This window comes from Roseinatronobacter sp., assembly GCF_051859525.1.
Classification (GTDB): domain Bacteria; phylum Pseudomonadota; class Alphaproteobacteria; order Rhodobacterales; family Rhodobacteraceae; genus Roseinatronobacter.
Genome location: NZ_JBHYFM010000034.1, coordinates 1 through 23322 on the forward strand (window position 1 = coordinate 1; position 23322 = coordinate 23322).

Annotated in this window: 22 protein-coding genes, 1 tRNA gene and 1 pseudogene; 10 read left to right on the top strand and 14 right to left on the bottom strand. The window is 61.7% G+C overall.

Going from position 1 to position 23322, the window contains the following annotated elements; genetic code table 11:
• Positions 1-251: 251 nt before the first annotated feature.
• Positions 252-848, bottom strand: coding sequence for a LysE family translocator (locus ACTIE1_RS15850; RefSeq protein ID WP_439563126.1), 597 nt, complete (start codon positions 846-848; stop codon positions 252-254).
• 90 nt (positions 849-938) lie between these two features.
• On the opposite strand from ACTIE1_RS15850, the gene ACTIE1_RS15855 reads away from it, so the two are divergent.
• From ACTIE1_RS15855 to aroA, 3 genes are all read left to right on the top strand, one after another.
• Complete coding sequence (locus tag ACTIE1_RS15855; RefSeq protein WP_439563127.1) at positions 939-1391, top strand: Lrp/AsnC family transcriptional regulator; 453 nt, start codon at positions 939-941, stop codon at positions 1389-1391.
• A 63-nt stretch (positions 1392-1454) separates the two neighbouring features.
• Positions 1455-2099, top strand: coding sequence for a ParA family partition ATPase (gene parA, locus ACTIE1_RS15860; RefSeq protein WP_439563128.1), 645 nt, complete (start codon positions 1455-1457; stop codon positions 2097-2099).
• 75 nt (positions 2100-2174) lie between these two features.
• Entirely contained in the window at positions 2175-3524 is a 1350-nt protein-coding gene (gene aroA / locus ACTIE1_RS15865) for a 3-phosphoshikimate 1-carboxyvinyltransferase (RefSeq protein ID WP_439563129.1), read from the top strand.
• Between the two features lie 102 nt (positions 3525-3626).
• Here the strand turns inward: aroA and ACTIE1_RS15870 are convergent, their stop codons facing one another.
• From ACTIE1_RS15870 to hisF, 3 genes are all read right to left on the bottom strand, one after another.
• A complete protein-coding gene (locus ACTIE1_RS15870) occupies positions 3627-4529 on the bottom strand; it encodes an EamA family transporter (protein ID WP_439563130.1) in 903 nt (300 codons plus the stop codon).
• 88 nt (positions 4530-4617) lie between these two features.
• Positions 4618-4932: a phosphoribosyl-ATP diphosphatase gene (locus tag ACTIE1_RS15875; RefSeq protein WP_439563131.1), complete on the bottom strand. Its 315-nt coding sequence runs from the start codon at positions 4930-4932 to the stop codon at positions 4618-4620.
• Positions 4929-5690, bottom strand: a complete 762-nt coding sequence (gene hisF / locus ACTIE1_RS15880; RefSeq protein ID WP_277804468.1) for an imidazole glycerol phosphate synthase subunit HisF — start codon at positions 5688-5690, stop codon at positions 4929-4931. Before hisF ends, ACTIE1_RS15875 begins: the two co-directional genes overlap by 4 nt.
• A 112-nt stretch (positions 5691-5802) precedes the next feature.
• On the opposite strand from hisF, the gene ACTIE1_RS15885 reads away from it, so the two are divergent.
• Both ACTIE1_RS15885 and ACTIE1_RS15890 read left to right on the top strand, forming a co-directional pair.
• The gene (locus ACTIE1_RS15885) at positions 5803-6129 is read left to right on the top strand and encodes a TraR/DksA family transcriptional regulator (protein ID WP_439563132.1); all 327 of its coding nucleotides are present in this window, start codon (positions 5803-5805) and stop codon (positions 6127-6129) included.
• 42 nt (positions 6130-6171) lie between these two features.
• Positions 6172-7779, top strand: a complete 1608-nt coding sequence (locus ACTIE1_RS15890) for a peptide chain release factor 3 (protein WP_439563133.1) — start codon at positions 6172-6174, stop codon at positions 7777-7779.
• A 78-nt stretch (positions 7780-7857) separates the two neighbouring features.
• On the opposite strand, the gene lexA is transcribed toward ACTIE1_RS15890, so the two are convergent.
• From lexA to ACTIE1_RS15920, 6 genes are all read right to left on the bottom strand, one after another.
• Entirely contained in the window at positions 7858-8550 is a 693-nt protein-coding gene (gene lexA, locus ACTIE1_RS15895) for a transcriptional repressor LexA (RefSeq protein WP_439563134.1), read from the bottom strand.
• 88 nt (positions 8551-8638) lie between these two features.
• Positions 8639-9811: a molybdopterin molybdotransferase MoeA gene (locus ACTIE1_RS15900; protein WP_439563135.1), complete on the bottom strand. Its 1173-nt coding sequence runs from the start codon at positions 9809-9811 to the stop codon at positions 8639-8641.
• Positions 9808-10287 carry a cyclic pyranopterin monophosphate synthase MoaC gene (gene moaC / locus ACTIE1_RS15905; protein WP_439563136.1) on the bottom strand — a complete coding sequence of 160 codons (480 nt, stop codon included), beginning with the start codon at positions 10285-10287 and terminating at the stop codon, positions 9808-9810. Before moaC ends, ACTIE1_RS15900 begins: the two co-directional genes overlap by 4 nt.
• Position 10288: 1 nt before the next feature.
• The gene (gene trpC, locus ACTIE1_RS15910) at positions 10289-11095 is read right to left on the bottom strand and encodes an indole-3-glycerol phosphate synthase TrpC (RefSeq protein ID WP_439563137.1); all 807 of its coding nucleotides are present in this window, start codon (positions 11093-11095) and stop codon (positions 10289-10291) included.
• A gap of 15 nt (positions 11096-11110) precedes the next feature.
• Positions 11111-12133, bottom strand: coding sequence for an anthranilate phosphoribosyltransferase (gene trpD, locus ACTIE1_RS15915; protein WP_439563138.1), 1023 nt, complete (start codon positions 12131-12133; stop codon positions 11111-11113).
• Positions 12130-12711 carry an anthranilate synthase component II gene (locus tag ACTIE1_RS15920; protein WP_439563139.1) on the bottom strand — a complete coding sequence of 194 codons (582 nt, stop codon included), beginning with the start codon at positions 12709-12711 and terminating at the stop codon, positions 12130-12132. Before ACTIE1_RS15920 ends, trpD begins: the two co-directional genes overlap by 4 nt.
• A gap of 230 nt (positions 12712-12941) precedes the next feature.
• Here ACTIE1_RS15920 and ACTIE1_RS15925 point away from each other — a divergent pair, with 230 nt between their 5' ends.
• Together ACTIE1_RS15925 and ACTIE1_RS15930 are read left to right on the top strand one after the other, a co-directional pair.
• A complete protein-coding gene (locus ACTIE1_RS15925; protein ID WP_439563140.1) occupies positions 12942-14570 on the top strand; it encodes a divergent polysaccharide deacetylase family protein in 1629 nt (542 codons plus the stop codon).
• Positions 14571-14642: 72 nt separating this feature from the next.
• A tRNA-Leu gene (locus ACTIE1_RS15930) sits at positions 14643-14729 on the top strand.
• A gap of 34 nt (positions 14730-14763) precedes the next feature.
• Here the strand turns inward: ACTIE1_RS15930 and ACTIE1_RS15935 are convergent.
• Entirely contained in the window at positions 14764-16290 is a 1527-nt protein-coding gene (locus ACTIE1_RS15935; protein ID WP_439563141.1) for an NAD(P)H-hydrate dehydratase, read from the bottom strand.
• A 184-nt stretch (positions 16291-16474) separates the two neighbouring features.
• On the opposite strand from ACTIE1_RS15935, the gene ACTIE1_RS15940 reads away from it, so the two are divergent.
• Together ACTIE1_RS15940 and glnA are read left to right on the top strand one after the other, a co-directional pair.
• Complete coding sequence (locus ACTIE1_RS15940; protein WP_439563142.1) at positions 16475-16813, top strand: P-II family nitrogen regulator; 339 nt, start codon at positions 16475-16477, stop codon at positions 16811-16813.
• Positions 16814-16873: 60 nt separating this feature from the next.
• Positions 16874-18280 (top strand): type I glutamate--ammonia ligase, encoded by a 1407-nt coding sequence (glnA, locus tag ACTIE1_RS15945; protein ID WP_439563143.1) that lies wholly within the window; start codon positions 16874-16876, stop codon positions 18278-18280.
• Positions 18281-18386: 106 nt separating this feature from the next.
• Here glnA and ACTIE1_RS15950 read toward each other — a convergent pair whose 3' ends face one another.
• Positions 18387-18860, bottom strand: a complete 474-nt coding sequence (locus tag ACTIE1_RS15950) for a CoA-binding protein (protein ID WP_439563144.1) — start codon at positions 18858-18860, stop codon at positions 18387-18389.
• Positions 18861-19096: 236 nt separating this feature from the next.
• On the bottom strand, positions 19097-20320 hold the full coding sequence (locus ACTIE1_RS15955; protein WP_439563145.1) for an MFS transporter: 1224 nt from the start codon (positions 20318-20320) through the stop codon (positions 19097-19099).
• 287 nt (positions 20321-20607) lie between these two features.
• On the opposite strand from ACTIE1_RS15955, the gene ACTIE1_RS15960 reads away from it, so the two are divergent.
• Positions 20608-22872 carry an adenosylcobalamin-dependent ribonucleoside-diphosphate reductase gene (locus ACTIE1_RS15960; protein ID WP_439563146.1) on the top strand — a complete coding sequence of 755 codons (2265 nt, stop codon included), beginning with the start codon at positions 20608-20610 and terminating at the stop codon, positions 22870-22872.
• A gap of 270 nt (positions 22873-23142) precedes the next feature.
• Here ACTIE1_RS15960 and ACTIE1_RS15965 read toward each other — a convergent pair.
• A pseudogene (locus tag ACTIE1_RS15965) lies at positions 23143-23322 on the bottom strand (hypothetical protein); the annotation flags it as partial.

Here is a 23322-nt window from a genome sequence, read left to right on the forward strand (position 1 = left end):
ATCACTTCCGCAAGTCCACCCCCATAAGGAAAATATACACCACCAGTCCCCCCAGTCGCTATCGACAATTCCTGCGCGTGAACCGGCGCGGCCAACAGGGCCGTTGCCGCCGCAAGGGCTGCAAATCTGTAAGTCATTGGTATCCTCCCAAGGATCACTGTTTTTGTTTTTAACGATCGCATGCGATCTATTGGAAAGACTAGCGGCGCTTTGCGCCACGCGCAAGCATTGCAGGCGCGTGGCAGGCAGGATCAACCCGCGAAGACCACGGGAACCAGCGACGCGACCAGTAGCGCGGCCATGGAATAGTTGAACAGCCGCAGCCAGTCAGGGCGCTGCAACAAGCGCCGCACCCCCAGCCCAAGGCCGGTCCAGATGACAGTTGATGTCCAGCCGACACATAAAAAGCCCGCAGCCACCCAGGCCACCGCCCCCCAATCCTGCGAAGGTGCGTAGATCGACACCGCCCCAAGCGAGATGACCCATGCCTTGGGGTTGACCCATTGAAACGCCGCCGCTTGCAGGAATGTCAGCGGGCGCGCCTTGGTTCTGGCCCCGTCAGGCGGTGCGGCATTGGCAATTTTCCACGCCAGCCACAGCATATAGACGACCGACACCACCTTCAGGGCCAGTTGTGCGGGCGGGTAGCTGATGAAAATGCCCATCAACCCCACCCCGACCAGAAACACCATGCCCGCATGCCCGAGGGCGATTCCGGCCATATGCGGCAGCGACCGCCGGAAGCCGAAATTCACCCCTGACGCCAGCAACATGACGTTATTCGGGCCCGGCGTGGCCGAGGTGACGAAAGCAAAGGCAAGCAGCGCAAGGAATATTTCTGGTGTCATCATCTCAATCCTGTAATCGGGCAGAACGTAACGCAGGTTTCAGGAAATTGAATTGCAAAAAATGCAAGATACGCACATAATTTGCAACATATGAGCCAGCTTGACAAAATATCAGAACATATATTGCGCATCCTGACGCAGGACGGGCGCATTTCCAACCTTGATCTGGCCGAACGTGTGGGATTGTCGCCCTCGGCCTGTCTGCGGCGTGTGCAGGATCTGGAACGCAGGCGTGTCATCACCGGCTACAGGGCTGTTCTGGACCCCGCACAAACCGGCATCGGGTTCATTGCCTATGTCACTGTCGGGCTGTCGCTCCATACCAAGGCCGCGCAGGAAGAATTTGAACGCCTGATGCGCGCCGCGCCGCAGGTGCGCGAATGCCACAACATTACCGGCACGGTCGAATACCTGCTGCGCGTGGAAGTGCGCGACCTTGCGGCCTATAAGCATTTCCACACCGATTATATGGGCGCCTTCCCGTATCTGGACACATTGACGACAATGGTTGTCATGGGGTCCCCCAAGGACGAACGCGCCTGATCTTTTGCGCGTGCATTCAACAGGAAAAACCGTTATGCTGCGGCGCAGCAAAAGGGGTGCACCATGCCAAAAGGGAAAGTCATCACAGTCGCGCAACAAAAAGGCGGGTCCGGCAAGACCACGCTGGCCGTCAATCTGGGGGCCATGCTGCAACGCGCGGGCCATAAGGTTGCGTTTCTGGACACCGACCCGCAAGGATCATTGGGGCGCTGGTTCATGACCCGCCATCAGGCAGGCCGCAGCGACGGGCTGGAATTTTCCACAGCATCGGCATGGGGTGTGGGCTATGAGGTGGGCAAACTGCGTGATCTGGCCGATTTCGTCATCATCGACACGCCGCCCAAGGCCGATGCGGACCTGCGCCCTGCCCTGCGAGAGGCCGATCTGGTGGTCGTGCCTGTGGCCTCCAGCCATGTGGACCTGTGGGCCACCGAAGGGGTGCTGGATCTGGCGCGGCGCGAAGGGCGCGATGTGCTGGTGGTGCTGAACCGCGCACGCGCGGGCACACGGCTGGGCGCGGAAATTGCCGAAGCGGCCAGTACGCTGGACGCAGCCCTTGCGCAAACCCAGATTGCCAACCGCGTGGCCTATGCCGAAACGCTGGGTCAGGGAATGGCCGGACATGAAGGCGCGCGCAACCCCGCCATCCGCGCGGAACTGGATGCGCTGCTGGCCGAAATTCAGCACCGGCTGCAACAACAGGACTAATGCTGCGCTTGCCCATGGACGGGGCACGGCGCTTGCGCTATCAGCAACGCGCATTCCGTCAAGAAAGGTGCGCGCATGTCCGGCCACGGCCCCGCAATTCCAATGACCGCCCGCAAATCCGCGCCGCTGCGCGGCACAGCGCAGATTCCCGGTGACAAGTCCATTTCCCACCGCGCCCTGATCCTTGGCGCACTGTCTGTGGGTGAAACCCATGTGACGGGGCTTCTGGAAGGGCAGGACGTGCTGGACACTGCGCGCGCCATGCGCGCCTTCGGGGCCGAGGTCATCCAGAACGGGCCGGGCGACTGGACCGTGCACGGTGTGGGTGTGGGCGGTTTTCGCGAACCCGATTGCGTGATTGATTGCGGCAATTCCGGAACCGGCGTGCGGCTGATCATGGGCGCGATGGCCACAACCGACATCACGGCCACATTCACCGGCGATGCCAGCCTGAACAAACGCCCTATGGGCCGTGTCACCGACCCGCTGGCGCTGTTTGGTGCGCAGGCTGTCGGGCGGCGTGGCGGGCGTTTGCCGATGACAGTTATCGGCGCGCAAGACCCTGTGCCCGCGCGCTACCATGTGCCGATGCCTTCGGCGCAAGTGAAGTCCGCCGTATTGCTGGCGGGGCTGAATGCACCGGGCCAGACAGTCGTGATTGAATCCGAGCCGACCCGCGACCATTCCGAACGCATGCTGCGCGGATTTGGCGCGGAAATTACGGTCGAGGATACGGATGAAGGCCGCGTCATTACCCTGACCGGCCAGCCGGAGCTGCGCGGCCAGAACGTGGCCGTTCCACGCGACCCCAGTTCAGCCGCCTTCCCTGTTTGTGCCGCATTGATGGTGCAGGATTCCGACATTCTGGTGCCCGGTGTCAGCCAGAACCCCACAAGAAATGGCATTTTCACAACATTGCAGGAAATGGGCGCCGATCTGGTCATGGAAAACCCCCGCATTGAGGGCGGCGAGCCGGTGGCCGATTTACGCGTGCGGTTTTCGGCGCTGAAAGGGGTTGATGTGCCCCCCGAACGCGCCGCAAGCATGATTGACGAATACCCCATCCTGTCGGCCCTTGCGGCCACCGCCGAAGGGGTCACCACCATGCGCGGCGTCAAGGAATTGCGCGTCAAGGAATCGGACCGGCTGGATGCGATGGCGCGCGGGCTGGAAGCCTGCGGCGTGCGCGTGAGCGAGACCGAGGACAGCCTGACGGTGCATGGCATGGGCGCAGGCGGCGTGCCGGGCGGCGCGACGGTCCAGACCCATCTGGACCACCGTATCGCCATGGCGTTCTTGTGCCTTGGACTGACCACGCAAAAGCCGGTGACGATTGACGATGCATCGCCCATCGCGACATCATTTCCGGCATTCGAGGGGCTGATGGCCGATCTGGGCGGCCAGATCACGCGCGACAACACCTGACGCCATCGTCAGGTGTATAAGCCTTCTGGCGCAAAGACCGCATGCGGGACTGGAGCGTGTTCGCGCAGCGCAAAACCGGTTCCCGCTTTTGCGCAACACGCTTTAGCGCCCGAACTCCACAATCACGGCGCCGATGGCAATCATCACCATCAGCGCCAGTTTGCGCGGCCCCACCCGTTCCCGCAGGATGAACCAGCCAATCAGCGCCGCAAACACGGTTGATGTTTCGCGCAGGATCGCGGCCTCGCCGACCTTGCCCACCAGGGTGGCAATCATCACCCCACCGAAGCTGATATAGGCAATCAACGCCCCCGCCAGCCCGCGCACCAACAAGGGCGCAGGGCGCGGCGGGTTGGTCATGCGCCGGTATCGCATCCACGCAAGGAACGGGAAATCCAGCGCGGTCAAAAAGAAAAACCACGCCAGAAAGCTGAACGGGTCCCCCGACAACCGGATGGCCCATGCGTCATAGGTCGTATAGACCGCCACCATGACACCGCCCGCCAGCGCCCAGCCCAGCCCGATTTTCAGCGCGCGCATGTCAATCTGTTCTTCCGACAGGTTGCGCAGGGCCAGAAGCAGAATACCCCCCGACAGACAGGCCACGCCCAGCCACTGCAAAAGCGAGTAGCTTTCGCCGAAGATCGCCATGGCCGCGATGACGGTAATCACTGGCCCCGTGCCCCGCACAACCGGATAAACGACTGTGAAAGCCGCCTTTTCATAGGCCAGCGCCATGGCCAGCTTATAGATGAAGTGAATGACGATAACGCCCAGCAACACCGGCCACATGGCCGCACTGGGCCAGTTGACAAAGAACAGCGCCACAGGGGCCGACAGCACCGCCAGCCACAAATCGATGGACCCGCGCGTCAGCCACGGGTCATGCGCGCCTTTTTGCAATGCCCCGAAAACCGCATGCGCAAGCGCGGAGGTCAGCGCAAGGATCGTGGCCAGTCGCGCGCCTTCGGGCGTGCCAACAAGCGAAAGAAGCCAGTCACCCATCTGAATCTGCCTAAAATGTTAACCTGTTCAGGATATACTGTTGCCTGTGCCGCGACAAGAGGCCAGAAAACAGGCCAGACAGCAGGCGTCAGACATCGCGCGCAGCTTTCTCGGCCAGACCGGACACGCCTTCGCGGCGGGCCAGTTCGGCGTTGATCTGCGCAAGCGTTACCCCGCGCGCGGCACACATGACCAACAAATGATACAGCACATCCGCCGCTTCCGATGTCAGGCGGTCCGCATCGCCCTTGACCGCTTCGATCACGGCCTCGATCGCTTCCTCGCCGAATTTTTCGGCACATTTTTCGGGGCCTTTGGCCAGTAATTTCGCCGTCCAGCTGCTGTCAGGCGCTGTCTCCGCGCGGTCCGCGATTGTGGCGGCCAGCCGTTCCAGCGCGCTCATGCCAGCCTCACCGGCAGGCCGGCGGCGGCCATATGGGCCTTGGCCTGTCCTATTGTATATTCGCCAAAGTGGAAAATCGACGCCGCCAGAACCGCCGATGCACCGCCCTGCGTCACCCCTTCGACCAGATGGTCCAGCGTGCCAACCCCGCCCGAGGCGATGACCGGCACAGGCACCGCATCGACAATCGCGCGCGTCAATGGCAGGTTGAACCCCGCCCGCGTGCCGTCGCGGTCCATGCTGGTCAACAGGATTTCGCCCGCGCCCTTGGCCGCCATGGTGCGGGCAAATTCAACTGCGTCAATGCCTGTGGGTTTGCGCCCGCCATGGGTGAATATCTGCCATTCACCGGGGGCGACCGTCTTGGCATCAATCGCCACAACAATGCACTGGCTGCCGAACCGGTCGGCGGCGCGCGCCACCACATCGGGGTCAGCCACCGCGGCGGAATTGAAACTGACCTTGTCGGCACCTGCCAGCAGCAGCGCGCGCACGTCGTCCACACTGCGCACCCCGCCGCCTACGGTCAGCGGCATGAAACACTGCTCGGCGGTGCGGGTGACCAGATCGAACATGGTGCCGCGGTTTTCATGGGTTGCGTGAATGTCCAGAAAGCACAGCTCATCCGCGCCCGCCGCGTCATAGGCGCGCGCGGCTTCGACCGGATCGCCCGCGTCGACAAGATCCACGAAATTGACGCCCTTGACCACGCGGCCATCGGCAACGTCAAGGCAGGGTATGATGCGTGTTTTCAACATGCCGCCCTTCTAGCGCCCTGCGCGCGCCGCGAAAAGGGGCATTTGACACCGATCAAGGACGCGGGCGGTCATTTCCGTCATCATGGGGCAGAACCAGAAGGAAAGATACCTTATGACCGACATAATTTCGCTTGAAGACCGCAAGGCGCAACTGACAGAACGGCGGCTTGAATTGCTGGCGCGCATGAATTTTGTCGATCAGGAATTGTCCAACCCCGGCAGTCCGGACTGGGAAGAAAACGCCACCGAGCATGAAGAGGACGAAACCCTGAACGCGCTGGGTCAGTCCGCGCAGGCCGAATTGCGCATGATTGATGCGGCGTTCACGCGGTTGGGATTGGGCGAATACGGGTTCTGCACGACATGTGGCGCAGAAATCAGCGCCGCGCGGCTGGACCTGCTGCCTGCAACGCCGTTTTGCAAGCGCTGCGCGCAGTAACATCATCTTGCATGGTTGCGCGGCAACGAATATACGCGCGCCATGTTGGACAACGCCCCGAACCGCCCCGAATTGCCGCCTGAGATCGCGCGGCGCAGAACCTTCGCCATCATCTCGCATCCTGATGCGGGCAAGACAACGCTGACCGAGAAGTTCCTGCTGTTCGGCGGCGCGATCCAGATGGCGGGACAAGTCCGCGCCAAGGGCGAGGCGCGGCGCACGCGGTCGGATTTCATGCAGATGGAGAAGGACCGCGGCATTTCGGTCTCTGCCTCGGCGATGTCATTTGATTATGACACATACCGCTTCAATCTGGTGGACACGCCCGGCCACTCCGATTTCTCGGAAGATACCTATCGCACGCTGACGGCAGTGGATGCGGCCGTGATGGTGATTGACGGTGCCAAAGGGGTCGAGTCGCAGACCCGCAAACTGTTCGAGGTGTGCCGCCTGCGCGACCTGCCCATCTTGACATTTTGCAACAAAATGGACCGAGAGAGCCGCGATACCTTCGATATTATTGACGAAATTCAACAAAACCTTGCGATTGACGTGACACCGGCCAGTTGGCCCATCGGGCAGGGTTCGGATTTCCTGGGCTGTTATGATCTGATCCATGACCGGCTGGAACTGATGGACCGCGCGGACCGCAACAAGGTTGCCGAAAGCATCGTTCTGGACGGGTTGAATGACCCCCGAATGGCCGAGCATGTCCCCGATGAAATGCTGCGCCAGCTGCGCGACGAGATTGAGATGGCACGCGAATTGCTGCCGCCCCTGAACCCGAAATCGGTTATGGAAGGGCATTTGACCCCCATCTGGTTCGGGTCTGCCATCAATTCCTTCGGTGTGAAGGAACTGATGCGCGGCATTGCAAACTACGCCCCCGAACCGCAGCCCCAGACCGCGCAATCGCGTCAGATTGCCCCCGAAGAGGACAAGGTAACAGGTTTCGTATTCAAGGTGCAGGCCAATATGGACCCCAAGCACCGTGACCGTGTGGCCTTCGTGCGGCTGGCATCAGGGCATTTTGAACGGGGCATGAAATTGCTGCATGTGCGGTCGAAAAAACAGATGGCCGTGGCCAGTCCGGTTCTGTTCCTTGCCGCCGATCGTGAACTGGCAGAGGAGGCATGGGCGGGCGACATTATCGGCATTCCCAATCATGGGCAGTTGCGCATTGGCGATGCCCTGACCGAAGGCGAGGCATTGCGTTTCAGCGGCATTCCATCCTTCGCACCGGAACTGCTGCAAGCCTGTCGGGCGGGCGATCCGATGAAGGCCAAGCATCTGGACAAGGCGCTGATGCAATTCGCCGAAGAGGGGGCGGCCAAAGTGTTCAAGCCCGTCTTCGGGTCGGGTTTCATTGTCGGGGTGGTCGGCCAGTTGCAGTTTGAAGTGCTGGCCAGCCGCATTGAACTGGAATACGGGCTGCCGGTCCGGTTTGAACCCACACAATTCACATCGGCGCGTTGGGTGGCAGGCGACAAACAGGCGGTCGAGGCGTTTGCCGCCGCCAACAAGCAGCATATGGCGACCGATAGTGATGGCGATCCGGTCTTTATGACCCGCCTGCAATGGGACATTGACCGTGTCGGGCGCGATTACCCCGATATTCGCTTGACCGCGACCAAGGAAATGATGGTGTAATCCCCGCTTTGGGACATGCGCGCCGGACGGGGCCGAAGCGGGGTCGAACCCCGCGCCCATTGCCGGAACAATCACAGATCAATAGCTGCGGATCAATCCGACCAGCCTGCCCTGCACCTGCACCTGATCATCGCGCAGCAGGCGCGTTTCATAGGCGGGATTGGCGGCTTCCAGTGCGATCATCCCGTTATGGCGGCGAAACCGTTTCAGCGTCGCCTCATGCCCCTCGACCAGTGCGACGACAATATCTCCATTATTGGCTGTGTCCTGTTCACGAATGACGACGATATCGCCGTCATTGATGCCAAGATCAATCATCGAATCGCCCTGCACTTCCAGCGCGTAATGCTGTTTGCGCGTGTCCAGCATGGAGCCGGGCACAGCGACATTGCGCACCACTTCGCTGATCGCCTCAATAGGGGTGCCTGCGGCGATCTTGCCCATGATCGGCAAGGTCGTTGCGGTTGCTTCGACGGCCATTGATCTGGCCGGCGGGGCGGGCTTATCCTTGGCGCCCCCGTCCACGACCTGCGCAACGAACCCGTCCCGCGACAGCGCATCGGGCAGTTTCAAGACTTCAATCGCGCGGGCACGATGGGGCAGTCTGCGGATAAAACCGCGTTCTTCCAACGCTGTAATCAACCTGTGAATGCCCGATTTGGACCGCAGGTCCAATGCGTCCTTCATTTCATCGAAGGACGGCGCGACACCATCGCGTTCCATACGCACATGTATCAGTTTCAAGAGATCAATCTGTTTTCTTGTCAGCATATCGCCCCCGGCAGTTGATACAATCAGTTGATGCGCCTAAGTATTCACCTTATGTTCTAGCGTCGTTCACTTATTGTGTCAACCCGTCTTACAGCGCGATATACCGCATTTGTTCACCGGCCTTGCGCGCCCTGTCCCCTGCGGGGTGGATCAGCAGCGCATCGGCACCGGCCAGAACACTTAGCAGCGAACTGTCCTGATTGCTGACCGGCGCAATCACCGGCCCGGGCCCAAGGGTGGCGCGCATGTAATGGGTGCGCGGCCCGTTGGCCGCAAGATCCACCCCCAGCGCGGCGCTGGAGGTCGGCAAGGGCCATTCGCCCAGCCCCTGCATGGCGCGCAAGGCCGGTCGCATGAACAAATGCGCACAAACGATTGAGGATACGGGGTTTCCGGGCAACCCCAACAGAACGGCATCGTGCAGCGTTCCGGCCATCAACGGTTTGCCCGGACGCAGCGCGATTTTATAGAAACTTCGCTGCGCACCAAGCGCGTCGGCAACCGGACCAACCAGATCATGGTCGCCGACTGACGCGCCGCCAATGGTGACAATCATATCGGCCCCTGACGCAAGGCCGAACACCGCCCGCAAAGAGGCTTCGGTATCGGCCGCAATGGGCAGAATGCGGGCGCGCGCGCCCTCTGCCTCGGCAATCGCCTTGATTGCGAAGGCGTTGGACGCGATAATCTGGTCTGCGGCCGGAACGCCCCCGGGCATGACAAGTTCGTCGCCGGTGGCAATAATCGCCACCTCGGGCCGGCGGCTGACCGTCACATTCGGGCAGTTCATGGACGCCAGAAGCGCCAGCGCGACAGGGGCCAGACGGCGCGGCGCAGTGATGGTGTCACCAGATTTGAAGTCAGCCGCGCGTGGGCGGATATGCGTGGACCGGTCCAGCGTGTCGGGCAGTGTTATCCCCCCCTCTTGGGGGGTGACGTCTTCTTGCAGGACCACGCGTTCGACGCCGTCGGGAACGGGGGCGCCGGTGAAAATGCGCACCGCCTGCCCCTGCGCAACATGGCCTGAGAACGCATGTCCCGCCGCAGCCTCGCCAATGACACGCAACCGCGCGCCCGCTTGCGCGTCGCCTGAAACCCCATATCCGTCCATGGCCGAGGCCGCGAAGGGTGGCTGGTCGCGCAAGGCAACCACCGGATCACGCAGCACCCGACCGGCAGCGGCGTCCAGCGGCACCTGTTCCGTGTCCAGCGGTCGGGTCAGGGCGAATATGCGGGCCAGTGCCTCCTCCGGGGTGATCATGTTGCAGCCTCGTATCTGCCGGATTTGCCGCCATCCTTCAGCACAACGCGGGTTTGCAGGATCGTCATCGATTTTTCCGCCGCTTTCAGCATGTCATAGACGGTCAGGGCCGCAACCGATGCAGCGGTCAGGGCCTCCATCTCGACGCCGGTCTGGCCGGTGGTGCGCACTTCGGCACGGATGCGCACACCGGGCAGGCTGTCATCAGGGGTCAGGTCCACACTGACCTTGGTAATCGGCAGCGGATGACAAAGCGGGATAAGATCGGCGCAGCGTTTTGCGCCCATAATGCCCGCCAGCCGCGCCACGCCCAACACATCGCCCTTCCTGGCGCGGCCTTCGGTAATCAGGGCAAGTGTTTCCGCCTGCATCTGCACAGCACTTTCGGCGACGGCCACCCGCGCGGTATGGGACTTTTGCGATACATCGACCATGTGCGCATGGCCATCAGCGTCAAAATGTGTCAGTTTTTCCACATTACACCTTTTCGGACCGGATGGGGGCCAGCAAGTTGCGCGTTGCAGTGGCGACATCATCCTGCCGCATCAGGCTTTCGCCAATCAAGAAGCTGCGCGCGCCATGCGTGGCCAGATCAGCCAGATCTGCGGGCGTGTAAATCCCGCTTTCGGCCACCAGCAACTTGCCATCCGGCACCAGTTTCGACAGGCGGCGGGTGGTGTCCAGCGTCACCTCGAATGTATTGAGGTTGCGGTTATTGATGCCCAGGAGCGGCGATTTCAGCGCCAGCGCGCGGTCAAGTTCCGCTTCGTCATGGACTTCGACCAGAACATCCATGCCCCAGCCAAAGGCCGCATCTTCCAGTTCCTGCGCCTGTGCATCACTGACCGATGCCATGATGATCAGGATGCAATCGGCATTCAACGCGCGGGATTCCGCAACCTGCCATGTGTCATACAGAAAATCCTTGCGCAGCGCAGGCAGCTCCACCGCGCTGCGTGCAGCCAGCAGAAAATCATCCGCCCCCTGAAAACTGGGCGTATCAGTCAGCACGCTGAGGCAGGTTGCACCGCCTGCTGCATAGGCGCACGCCAAGGCGGGCGGGTTGAAATCAGCGCGGATCAGGCCCTTGGACGGGCTGGCCTTCTTGATCTCGGCAATAAGCCCGTAGCCGGTCTGCTGCGCGCGTGTCAGCGCCCTGGCAAAACCGCGCGGCGGGCTGGCGGAGCGTGCGGAATCTTCGACCTGAGCCAGTGGACGGGCGGCCTTGCGGGTGGCGACATCTTCCAGCTTATAGGCTTTGATCTTGTCCAGTATGGTGGCCATCGGGGTTCCTTCGCTTCACTCTTTCACGGGGCTGATCTTCGCCAGCGCGTCAACGGTTCGCATGGCAGCACCTGATGCGATACTTTCGCGCGCGCGCTCCACCCCCTCTTGCAGGGTGGCGGCCTTGTCAGCGACGACCAGCGCAGCCGCCGCATTCAGCAACACCGCATCGCGGAAGGCCGCGCGCCCCGCCCCTTGCAGCATTGCCAGCAATTCCACGGCGTTTTCCTGCGGACTGCCGCCCAGAAGTTCCTCGAACGCATGCACAGGCAGGCCCGCATCTTCGGGATGCAGGGTAAAGTCGCGCAAGCCCCCGCCTTCCAGTGCGACGACCTGACTTTCGGCGGCGATGGACAATTCATCCGTGCCATCCCCGCCATGAACCAGCCATGCCTTGTCGGACCCAAGCGCGCGCAGGGTTTCCGCCATCGGGCGCAGCAGATCGGGCGAAAATGCGCCGGTCAGCTGGCGCTTCACGCCTGCGGGGTTTGTCAGCGGGCCAAGAATGTTGAAAATCGTCCGCGTGCCAAGTTCCGCGCGCACGGGGCCAACATGGCGCATGGCGGGGTGGTGCATGGGGGCCATCATGAACCCGATCCCCACCTCGCGCAGTGCGCGTTCCACCACGGGCGCGCCAACCATCACCTCGATGCCCAGCGCGCCCAGCGCATCAGCGGCCCCGGATTTGGAGGACAGGTTGCGGTTGCCGTGTTTTGCAACCGGCACCCCCGCCCCTGCCACGACAAAAGCCGTGGCCGTGGAAATATTCAGCGTGCCCTTGCCATCGCCGCCGGTGCCGACAATGTCCATTGCACCGTCAGGGGCGCTGACCTTCACGCATTTTGCCCGCATCACACTGGCAGCGGCGGCGTATTCGTCAACAGTTTCGCCGCGCGTGCGCATGGCCATCAGGAAACCGCCGGTCTGCGCGGGCGTGGCCTGCCCGTCAAACAGCAGGTTGAAGGCTGTCTCGGCCTCTGACCGTGTCAGGGGGCGGGCGGCGGCAATGGCGATCAGGGGCTTGAGGTCATCCATCACGCTGCAACCTGTGCCATGTCCAGAAAATTGCGCAGCATGGCGTGGCCATGTTCGGACCGGATGCTTTCGGGGTGGAACTGCACCCCTTCAACGGGCAATTCACGGTGGCGCAGGCCCATGATCAGCCCGTCCTCCAGCCATGATGTGATTTCCAGACAATCGGGCAGCGTGTCGCGGTCCACCACCAGCGAATGATACCGCGTCGCATTCAGGGGCGAAGGCAGGCCCGCAAACACGCCCTTGCCTGCATGATGCATGGCCCCCAGTTTGCCATGCACGATCTGGGGCGCGCGCACCACTTTGCCGCCGAACGCCTGCCCAATGGTCTGGTGGCCCAGACACACACCCAACAGCGGCACACGCGCCTCGGCGGCGGCCAGTGTCAGTGGCAGGCACACACCGGCCTGATCCGGATCGCAGGGGCCGGGCGACAGCACAATCGCGGATGGCTTCAATGCCATCGCCTGCTGCACATCCAGCGCATCATTGCGGTGCACGACAACATCTGCGCCCAACTCGCCAAAATAATGCACAAGATTATAGGTGAAGCTGTCGTAATTATCGATCAATAGCAGCATGGTTCCGGCCTTGACGGTTGGGGCTATGCCCGGATTTCAGGACACCTGCCCTACATGCCCGCGCGCGGGCCGCAAGGTCAAGCCTGCAGGCCGCAATCTGTTTGATCACAGGGCGCTTTTGTGGAAAGGATGGCATGTAGCAAGGCAGCTGGCCAGCGGCTGGCGGCCCTATGGCAGCGCATGCGCGCATCACAAGCTGAACCTTCAGCAGTCTAACGCGGAGAAATCGGGTGAACAGCATTGGTGTAGCAGGCTTCGGGCTTGGTCTGGCCATCGCCGCGGTCGGGGTGTTGGGGCTGGCGGTCGCATTTCCGCCGCAGCCTGCGCCACCCGCCATTCAGCAAGACGCCGCCGCGCCAGACCTGCCCGAGGTTGAGGCCCCCGCCCCCGCAGCGCCTGAAACTGCAGCGCCTGAAGCTACTGCACCCGAACCTGCCACGCCTGAACCTGCCGATGCACAGCCCGCCCCCGCGCTGAGGCTTGCAGATGATCACGCCCAGCCACAAGACGGGCCAGCCGACAGCGCGGACAGTCACGATACCCCCCCCGGCGTTCCCGGCGACATGGTGCAGGCCCCGTCCGCCCTTGCCGATGACCACCTGGCGGCAGTGCCCGATGACACCGGCGGCGCCACGCGCCCTGACGCCCTGCCGCGTCTGGCAGCCCCCGCTGGCGATATGCGCCCTGACATGCCTGCCGGTGTTGCGCGCCTGCCCGACGTGCCGGACGAAGCACAGGCCAGCGCAGACCCGCCAAGTGGTTTGGATGCAGACAGCGCGCCGCAGACACCGCAACAATATCCCCCCCTTGCCACATCCCCGCCCACCCAAGGGACCGGCAGCGCCCCGCGCGCACAGGCCGAACTGCCGCAGCCGGACGCACCGCCGCCCGCAGAAAGTGATCGCGCGCAGGCGGATGATCTGCCCGCCCCAGATCCCGCACCCGCGCCCGATCCAGCACCGGATGACGAAGTGCTGCCGCCCGCAGACGCAGACACGGACGTGGCGGTGACCGCCGACCCCGAACAGCCGCAGGACACTGACACCGGCACAACAATGCCGGGCAACCGGATCGCGGGCATGCCGGGGCAGCGCCTTGCACCCCGCGACGGCGTGGCACCGCTGCCGTCACGCGGGGTGGACGCGCCATCAGGCGACACGCCCGATGAACCGGCCATAGTCACGGCGCTGGAACGCAACGCCATTGCGGTTGACCCCGCCGCATCAGATGGTGCCTTGATGGCCATCGTGCTGCATGACCCCGGCCTGCCAATGCCCTTGCGGCGTGAACTGGCAGCACGGGACACCGCATTTACGGTCGCCCTGAACCCCATGGACCCCAGCGCCGCAGAAGCGGCAGAACTGTATCATGCAGCCGGCAAGGAAGTGCTGATTCTGGCCAATGGCATTCCCGCAGGCGCAACGGAATCAGATATAGATGTCACGTTCGGGGCCTATTTCGACAATGTGCCCCTTGCCGCTGCGGTCATCGATTTGCCCCGCAACGGGTTTGTGCGCAACACACGCCTTTTGTCGGACATCATGAAGGTGATCATGCGTGATGGCTATGGGCTGGTCACATTTGCTGGTGGCATGGGGCAGGCAGCGCGCAGCGCTGACGCACTGGGCGTGCCGCATGCAGAAGTGTTCCGCATTCTGGATGCGGCAGATGAAAGCGCGATTACCATAAGGCGCTTTCTGGACCGCGCCGTGTTTCAGGCCAGTCAGGTTGGATATGTGATCGTATTCGGCGAGGCGAGCAATGAATCGACGCTGGACGCGTTGGATTTGTGGCAGTCGGAAGGGCGCGTTGATCAGATCAGTCTGGTTCCCGTCTCGGCGATTCTGCTGGGCCGGTAGGCATGGCACGGCCGCATTGACGCGCTGAAAACACCTTGCGCCGCGCCGCGCAGGGCGCTAGGTCAGGGCAACGGCCGCTTGCTGGAACTGGTAGACAGACCAGACTTAAAATCTGAGGCCCGAATGGGCGTGCGGGTTCGAGTCCCGCAGCGGCTACCAATTTCACCAGACTGCACTGACCGAAGCCCGCCTGTCAGCCCAATGCGCGCAATGTTCGGGGCAAGGTGTCAGGCAGGTCTTCGGCAATCAGGCCGGGTCCGAAATGCCGCGCTGTCTGGCTGTGCAGCCATGTGCCCGCGCAGGCCGCGTCGAAGGCGGGAAACCCGCGCGCCAGCAAGCCCGCGATCATGCCCGCCAACACATCACCAGCCCCCGCAGTCGCCAACCATGGCGCGGCCTGATCATAGCATGCGGCATTTATGGCGCAGCGCCCGTCCGGTGTGGCAATCGTGCTATCAGGCCCCTTGAACACCACGACACACCCCGCGCGCGCCGCCGCGTCACAGGTCGCATCACGCTTGGAATAGGCCGGACCCCGCGCCGGCGCATCGTGCAAGCGCGCAGCAATATCGGGAAACAGCCTTGCAAATTCGCCTGCATGCGGGGTCAGAACCACATCCTGCCGCAGCGCACCAAACGTGACCGCACCTTGCGCCAGCAGCGTCAGCGCATCGGCATCCAGAACGGTGGGCCTGCGCGCCTCAAGGGCCGCGCGCAACATCGCTGCCGCACGCGCGTCCAGCCCGCCCCCCGGACCAACGCACAGCGCGTTCACCCGCGCATCGGCAAGCGCCCGCGTCAGGTCATCCGGCCCCCGCATGGCGCGCAGCATCACCGCATCCAGCCTGCACGCATTTTCCTGCAGCGCCGCAGCCGGACAGCCCAGCGTCACGACGCCCGCCCCGATACGCAGCGCCGCCCGCGCGGCCAGACGGGCCGCACCGCCCTTGCCAACGCCGCCCGCCAGCACCAAGGCATGCCCGTAGGAATATTTATGCCGCGCGGCAGTCTTGTTCACGTCGCGCGCGACGCTTTGGTCCAGCAAGACAGCACCGCCGCCCACCGTTGGGGCGGTGGACTGCAAGCCGATATCGACAACCGCCAATCGCCCGCAACATTCCGGCCCTTGGCCAAGGTAATGCCCCAACTTGGCACGGTGGAAGGTGATCGTCAGATCCGCCGGAAACACCGCCCCCAGCACGCGCCCGCTGTCCAGACACAGGCCACTTGGTGCATCAAGGGCAATGCACCCGCGCGGTGACATACCCTGCAACTGCCCCGCCATGCCGGCCAGCCCCCCCGAAAGCGGCCGTGTCAGGCCGGTGCCAAACAGCGCATCAATGACAAATGTATCCGGCCCCGCTGCCGCCAGCAGATCCGGCGAAAGCGGGTGCACAATGCCGGTCTGTGCCCATCGGTCATGGTTTTCCCGCGCATCCGGCGGCAACTTCGCCGCATCGCCCCACAGGCCGACAGTAACCGCCCAGCCGCGCGCGGCCAACACGCGCGCAACCACAAAACCATCCCCCCCGTTATTCCCCGGTCCGCACAAAATTAGGGCAGTGCCCGTTGATTCGTCGTCCAGCCCCCAGTGTTCCAGCATCGCAGCAGCGGCGTTCCGGCCCGCGCATTCCATTAATTCCAGCCCCGTGGCCGCACCAGAATCGATAGCGGCGCATTCAACGGCGCGCATTTGGGCGGATGTCAGTATTTCGACCATTTTGTCAGGCCCGCTTTTTCCATTTTGCACAATTATTAATCACTATGATCATTTTTAGGGCTTTGCTGCTGATTGGGTGTTTTGTCATGCCCAAGTTCCAGTCTATCAGATTGTGAGGAAGGTCTGAACATGATCTGAACAGGGCAAGCCGGAAGAGGGCTTGAGGAAACGAAAAGGCGAGGGCATGAAAAAGATCGAAGCGATCATCAAACCGTTCAAGCTTGATGAGGTCAAGGAAGCGCTGCAAGACATCGGCGTTCAGGGTTTGTCGGTTCTGGAGGTCAAGGGTTTTGGCCGTCAGAAAGGGCATACCGAACTGTATCGCGGCGCCGAATATGTCGTCGATTTCCTGCCGAAGGTAAAGGTCGAGATTGTCCTGCCAGATGATCAGGTTGATGAAGCCGTCGAGGCCATCATCGCCGCCGCCCGCACCGAAAAAATTGGCGATGGCAAAATTTTCGTTTCCCCGGTCGAGCAGGCGATCCGCATTCGCACAGGCGAAAGCGGTGATGACGCGCTCTGACGTGATTTGATTTATCCGGGGGAAACCCCAGACCGAATTCCCAAAGAAAAGGAAAAAGACATGAGTTCAGCTGACGTTCTCAAGCTTATGAAAGACGAAGATATCGCCTATCTGGATATCCGTTTCACCGACCCGCGCGGCCGTATGCTGCATGTGACCATTGTGGGCGATCTGGTTGACGAAGATTTCCTTGAAGAAGGCTTCATGTTCGACGGGTCTTCCGTGCCCGGCTGGAAGGGGATCGAAGCCTCTGACATGAAACTGGTGTTCGATCTGGACAGCGTCTATGTCGACCCGTTCTATGCAGAAAAAACGCTGGCCATTCACGCATCCATTGTGGAGCCGGACACCAACGAGCCCTATGAGCGTGACCCGCGCGGCACCGCAGAGAAGGCAGAAGCCTATCTGAAATCGTCGGGCGTGGGCGATGCAGCCTATTTTGGCCCCGAGGCCGAATTCTTTGTATTCGACAGCGTCAAGTTCAGCGACAAGATCAACAAGGTCAGTTTTGAAGTTGATGCCGAAGAAGCGGCATGGAATTCCGACACCGAGTATGACACCGGCAATACCGGCCACCGTCCGGGCGTCAAGGGTCACTATTTCGCCATGAACCCGATGGATGCCAATCAGGACATGCGTTCTGAAATGTTGACCACCATGAAAGACATGGGCATGAAGGTCGACAAGCACCACACAGAAGTGGCGTCCGCGCAGCACGAACTTGGCCTGATCTTCGGGTCGCTGACCAAGCAAGCTGACGAGATCATGAAATACAAATATGTCGTGCGCAATGTCGCCGACGCCTATGGCAAGACGGCAACCTTCATGCCGAAGCCTGTCAAGGGTGACAACGGCACCGGCATGCATGTGAACATGTCCATCTGGAAAGATGGCAAGCCCCTGTTTGCAGGCGACAAATACGCCGACCTTAGCCAGGAAGCGCTGTGGTTCATTGGTGGCATTCTGAAACATGCCAAAACGCTGAACGCGTTCACCAACCCCACAACCAACAGCTACAAGCGCCTGATCCCCGGTTTTGAAGCGCCTGTTCTGCGCGCCTATTCCGCACGCAACCGGTCGGGCTGTATCCGCATCCCATGGACCGAAAGCCCCAAGGCCAAGCGCGTCGAGGCCCGTTTCCCCGATCCGTCTGCAAACCCCTATCTGGCATTCGCTGCATTGCTGATGGCTGGCCTTGACGGTATCCGCAACAAGATCGATCCTGGCCCTGCATCCGACAAGGACCTGTATGATCTGCCGCCGGAAGAACTGGAAGGCATTCCCACAGTCTGCGCATCGCTGCGCGAAGCATTGGACAGCCTTGCTGCGGATCATGACTTCCTGCTGGCCGGTGACGTGTTCACCAAGGACCAGATCATGGCCTATATCGACCTGAAATGGGAAGAAGTGTATGCCTATGAGCACACACCCCACCCCATCGAATACGCGATGTATTACAGCTGCTAACGAGCGGCAGAACGCACAAAGCCCCCGCATTTGCGGGGGCTTTTTTCGTTTTGGATGGTTATTACAACATAATAACGTTCACATGCCCCGCCGCACCGGCCATCCCCTAACTTAGCCGAGAGGAGATCACGCCTGTATTGATCCCGCCCATGCGCAATTCCCCGAACAGGCGCTGGTATTCCATTTTCGGGCACAGGTTTTCGACCACATCCACACCATGCGCACGCGCTTTTGCGGCAGCTTCGGCATGTTCCACCCCGATCTGCATCCAGATGGTGCGCAAATTCGGCAAATGCGCCAGCGCCTCATCGACAAGCGGGGGAACATGGTCGGACCGGCGGAAGATATCAACCATATCCACCTGTGGCGGGCAATCCGCGATACTGCCAAGCACGGTTTCACCAAATAACGACTGGCCCGCCAGTCCGGGATTGACCGGAATGATGCGATAGCCTTTCAGCTTCAGGTAGCGCGCAACGAAATAGCTGGGGCGCACCGGATTGGCTGACACACCGACCACGGCGATCACCTTCGTGCGGTGCAGTATCTTCTTCAATTCTGCGGGATTTGGTGATGTCATATCATATGTTTGATCTGCCCGTCCGGCTGATGCAAGCAGAAAAAGGCCCGACCAGCAGGCCGGGCCAAGTGCGGAACGAGGGACAGTAACAGAAATACAGACGCGGAGTTCCGGTCCGGCGTCCTGTACCTGACATATGAGGCAGTTTCGTCATTTCCAGTGGCAATCTCGAATTTGTGACGCGCCCTTGAGGCGGGCTGCCGGATGCGGGCTGCACGCAGATGCAGCAGCCCCCGCTACAGCGCCTGCCAGCGCCCCTGTGCGCGCAAACTGGCGCGCAGCATGACCAGCGCACCTAGGCCCACCGCGCCCAACAGCACGCAGACCCAAAGCGTGGCCACCGGCCCCAGCCCTGCCAGCGACACGGCAAACAGGAACGGCGCGGCCGCCGCCATCACGCTGCGCATTCCTGCCAGCCGTCCCAACCGCGCCCCGATGCCCACAGGCCCGAACAGCACCAGCGGCACCGACCCGCGCACAATGCTGGCCAGCCCCTGCCCCGCGCCGAACAGCAGCGCAAACATGATGGCCAGTGCCACCCCCTGCCCTGCCACCAACAGCACGCAAAACGACAACGGCACCGCCGCGCCGGAAATTATCGCAACACTCAGGGGGTGGAAATTGCGCCAGAAACCGGCCTCGACCAGCCGGATCAGCACTTGCGCCGGTCCCATCAACATGGCCACCAGAAACGCCGCCTGCCCCAGCCCCCGATCTATCAGCACCGGCACCATATGAACCCCGATGGCGGCAATCACCATTCCGGTCACCGAAAACCCAAGCGCCAGCAACACAAAGGCGCGGCGCAGTTGGTCGGGCGCAATCGCGGGAAATTCAGGGCGCGGCGCGCGCACGGGCGCAGCCGGTCCCGTCCGCGCCACAGGCGGCTTGCGCGCGATCCACAAATGCAACGGCAGCGCAACCCCCAGATGCAGCAGCGCGAACACCGCACAGGTGCCACGCCAGCCAAGGGTTTCCACCCCGAACCCTGTCAGCGGCCAGAATACGGTTGATGCGAATCCCCCGATCAGGGTCAGACGGGTGATCGCACTGCGCGTGTCATCCGGTTCCTTCAGCGCCAGTGTGGCGAATGCCGCGTCATAAAGCACGGCAAAGCTGATCGATTGCAACAAGATGACCAGCACGGCAAAACTGATGAAATTCGGCGCAAACGCCATGGAGGCCGTCAATATCGCGGCCAATGTGCTGCCAATCGCCATGACCTGCGCGGCACCGATCTGGTCCAGCAACCGCCCCAATCGTGGCGAGGCCAGCCCCCCCAGCAACAGGCCAACGGAAAACACCCCGAACAGCACAGGCCCCGACACGCCGAATTCCGCAGCAATGGCAGGCACAAGGATAGGATAGGCATAAAACACCGCCCCGTAGCCGATGGTCTGCGTGCCGCCCAATGCCAGCACAAAAGGCCCCCAACCGGCCAACGGGTTCTTCAACCGCATGATGACGAAATCCGCCCTTCCCCAAAGTCCCAGCCTTGCACGATGCCAATCTGTCGCACCATGCGCAATATCACATCGCGCGATGCGTCCCGGTGCCGGCAGGGTGTAGCGCGGCTAGATGCATGTTTTGTGACATTGCGCGCCGTATCGGGCCAGCGCCGCAAATTGCGTGCCGCAGGTTCCGTGCCGCAAAATCCCTGCCCGTATCGGGGGATCTGCGTTGACCACATGGACCACTGCGCCTATCTTGTCCCCTCCCCGCTACATATCATCAAAGGATGCCCGCCATGAGCCGCTTTGCCGCCCCGATTGCCGAACAGATCTGGGACATGAAATACCGGCTGAAACAGGCAGATGGCACCCCCATCGACCAAAGCATTGAGGATACATGGCGCCGCATTGCCCGCGCGCTTGCAACGGTGGAGCAAGACCCCGCCCTGTGGGAAGACAGGTTTTTCAGCGCACTGGAAGATTTCAAGTTCCTGCCTGCCGGACGCATTACCGCAGGCGCTGGCACCGCGCGCAGTGTGACGCTGTTCAACTGCTTTGTGATGGGCACGATTCCCGACAGTATGGGCGGCATTTTCGACATGCTGCGCGAAGCGGCGCTGACCATGCAGCAAGGCGGGGGTATCGGCTATGATTTCAGCACCATCCGCCCGAAGGGGGCGCCGGTCACGGGTGTGGCCGCCGACGCCTCTGGCCCGCTGTCCTTCATGGATGTGTGGGACGCGATGTGCCGCACCATCATGTCGGCAGGGTCACGCCGCGGGGCGATGATGGCGACAATGCGCTGCGACCACCCCGATATTGAAGATTTCATTTCCGCAAAACAGGATTCCGCACGGTTGCGCATGTTCAACCTGTCGGTTCTGGTCACGGATGCCTTCATGGATGCCGTCAAGGCCGATGCGGCATGGGATTTGCAGTTTGACGGGCGCATTTATCACACGGTTCAGGCCCGTGATCTGTGGAACCGGATCATGCAGGCGACCTATGACTATGCCGAACCGGGCGTCATATTCATTGACCGCATCAATGCGGCCAACAACCTGTCCTATTGCGAAACGATTGCGGCGACGAATCCATGCGGGGAACAGCCGCTGCCGCCCTATGGCGCGTGCCTGCTGGGGTCGGTCAATCTGGCGCGGCTGGTGCGCGATCCGTTCACCCCGAAGGCCCGCCTTGATGAGGACGCGCTGAATGATCTGGTGCGTGTGGCCGTGCGCATGATGGATAATGTCGTCGATGCCAGCCGCTTTCCGCTGGATGCACAGGCGCAAGAAGCCCGCGCCAAACGCCGGATCGGGCTGGGCGTCACGGGGCTGGCGGATGCGCTGATCCTGACGGGTCTGCGCTACGGGTCCGATGCCGCAGTCGCGCAAACCGACACATGGATGCGCGCCATTGCGCGCGCCGCCTATCTGGCCAGTGTCGATCTGGCCGCTGAAAAAGGGGCATTCCCGCTGTTTGACGCAGATGCCTATCTTGCGTCCGGCAATATGCAACTTATGGATGACGATGTGCGCAGCGCCGTGCGCACCCATGGCATTCGCAACGCGCTGCTGACCTCGATCGCGCCCACGGGCACGATCAGCCTGTACGCGGGCAATGTCAGTTCGGGGATCGAGCCGGTGTTCGCCCATAGCTACACCCGCAAGGTGCTGCAAAAAGACGGGTCCAAAACCGATGAAAAGGTCGAGGATTACGCCGTGCAGATGTGGCGCCAGATGCATGGCGATGCGCCCCTGCCCGACTATTTCGTCGACGCGCAGGTGCTGGCCCCCATGGACCATGTGCGCATGCAGGCCGCAGCACAGAAATGGGTGGACAGTTCCATTTCCAAAACCATCAACTGCCCCAAGGATATCAACTTCGACGCGTTCAAGGATGTCTATATGGCGGCGTGGGATATGGGCTGCAAAGGCTGCACCACATACCGCCCCAATGACGTGACAGGCTCGGTCCTGTCGGTCGCCGAAGACACTGACACCGCCCCCGAAGCGGACAAGGGCGCCGATGTCGTGTATCTATCCACCCCGTTCGACCGCCCCGACGCGCTGGAAGGGCACACCTACAAACTGAAATGGCCCGGCTCGGAACATGCGATTTATGTCACGGTGAACGACACAATAATCAATGGCCATCGCCGCCCGTTCGAGATTTTCATCAACTCCAAGAATATGGAGCATTTCGCATGGACCGTGGCCCTGACGCGGATGATTTCTGCCGTGTTCCGGCGCGGGGGGGATGTGTCCTTCGTGGTCGAGGAACTGAAAGCCGTGTTCGACCCGCGCGGCGGCGCATGGGTGCAGGGCAAGTATATCCCGTCCATTCTGGCCGCGATCGGCGGTGTGATCGAGCAGCATCTGGTCCGGATCGGTTTTATCGCGGGTGAAGGGCTGGGCCTGAAATACGACCCCGAAATGACCACCCCTCCGGCAGGCATCCCCCCTTCAAGCCGCATGTGCCCTTCATGCGGCTCCTTCGAGATGGTCATGATCGAAGGGTGCATGACCTGCCGCGCCTGCGGACACAGCAAATGCGGCTAAACAGCCGCATTTTCACCCAGAAAAACCATATGAGTGCGCAAACGCAACCATAAGCTTACGCAGAGGCTGTCAAGCGTTTTTTGACGTCGTAATAACACCTGCGTGATGCCGTTGGCCTCCCGGAAACGGGTCATTCAGATGCGGTTAGATGAAGGTCATCCGTAAGGGGCCAAAAGGCTGATTGTTAGTTTTTCTCGAGCGAGCCTTCCATCGCCCAGTCATCTAGGGACGAAGGCCCTGTTCAACCTCGCTGCGCAGGAAGATCCGGCCTTAGTCTCGGCCATCTGGACTGAAGGGGGCAATTCCTTCTTGGTCCAGATCGACCCGGAGGCCCTGCCAGCTTCTGCGATAGGTGTTCGCCATCGAGCGGGGCGTGAAGAATTTCGCATGAAACGCCGCCGCATCGGCGGTCGTGATGTAGAACTGTTCCGCCTTCGTCCGGGGATTGAC

What these genes read in the sequence shown, in the direction of transcription:
- hisF (WP_277804468.1), bottom strand. Translation starts at nt 5,690, where the DNA reads ATGTTGAAAACACGCATCATACCCTGCCTTGACGTTGCCGATGGCCGC.
- parA (WP_439563128.1), top strand. Translation starts at nt 1,455, where the DNA reads ATGCCAAAAGGGAAAGTCATCACAGTCGCGCAACAAAAAGGCGGGTCC.
- ACTIE1_RS15870 (WP_439563130.1), bottom strand. Translation starts at nt 4,529, where the DNA reads ATGGGTGACTGGCTTCTTTCGCTTGTTGGCACGCCCGAAGGCGCGCGA.
- ACTIE1_RS15955 (WP_439563145.1), bottom strand. Translation starts at nt 20,320, where the DNA reads ATGCGGTTGAAGAACCCGTTGGCCGGTTGGGGGCCTTTTGTGCTGGCA.
- ACTIE1_RS15885 (WP_439563132.1), top strand. Translation starts at nt 5,803, where the DNA reads ATGACCGACATAATTTCGCTTGAAGACCGCAAGGCGCAACTGACAGAA.
- ACTIE1_RS15855 (WP_439563127.1), top strand. Translation starts at nt 939, where the DNA reads ATGAGCCAGCTTGACAAAATATCAGAACATATATTGCGCATCCTGACG.
- ACTIE1_RS15950 (WP_439563144.1), bottom strand. Translation starts at nt 18,860, where the DNA reads ATGACATCACCAAATCCCGCAGAATTGAAGAAGATACTGCACCGCACG.
- trpC (WP_439563137.1), bottom strand. Translation starts at nt 11,095, where the DNA reads ATGGCCACCATACTGGACAAGATCAAAGCCTATAAGCTGGAAGATGTC.
- ACTIE1_RS15960 (WP_439563146.1), top strand. Translation starts at nt 20,608, where the DNA reads ATGAGCCGCTTTGCCGCCCCGATTGCCGAACAGATCTGGGACATGAAA.
- ACTIE1_RS15850 (WP_439563126.1), bottom strand. Translation starts at nt 848, where the DNA reads ATGACACCAGAAATATTCCTTGCGCTGCTTGCCTTTGCTTTCGTCACC.
- lexA (WP_439563134.1), bottom strand. Translation starts at nt 8,550, where the DNA reads ATGCTGACAAGAAAACAGATTGATCTCTTGAAACTGATACATGTGCGT.
- ACTIE1_RS15890 (WP_439563133.1), top strand. Translation starts at nt 6,172, where the DNA reads ATGTTGGACAACGCCCCGAACCGCCCCGAATTGCCGCCTGAGATCGCG.
- ACTIE1_RS15900 (WP_439563135.1), bottom strand. Translation starts at nt 9,811, where the DNA reads ATGATCACCCCGGAGGAGGCACTGGCCCGCATATTCGCCCTGACCCGA.
- aroA (WP_439563129.1), top strand. Translation starts at nt 2,175, where the DNA reads ATGTCCGGCCACGGCCCCGCAATTCCAATGACCGCCCGCAAATCCGCG.
- ACTIE1_RS15875 (WP_439563131.1), bottom strand. Translation starts at nt 4,932, where the DNA reads ATGAGCGCGCTGGAACGGCTGGCCGCCACAATCGCGGACCGCGCGGAG.
- ACTIE1_RS15940 (WP_439563142.1), top strand. Translation starts at nt 16,475, where the DNA reads ATGAAAAAGATCGAAGCGATCATCAAACCGTTCAAGCTTGATGAGGTC.
- glnA (WP_439563143.1), top strand. Translation starts at nt 16,874, where the DNA reads ATGAGTTCAGCTGACGTTCTCAAGCTTATGAAAGACGAAGATATCGCC.
- ACTIE1_RS15920 (WP_439563139.1), bottom strand. Translation starts at nt 12,711, where the DNA reads ATGCTGCTATTGATCGATAATTACGACAGCTTCACCTATAATCTTGTG.
- ACTIE1_RS15935 (WP_439563141.1), bottom strand. Translation starts at nt 16,290, where the DNA reads ATGGTCGAAATACTGACATCCGCCCAAATGCGCGCCGTTGAATGCGCC.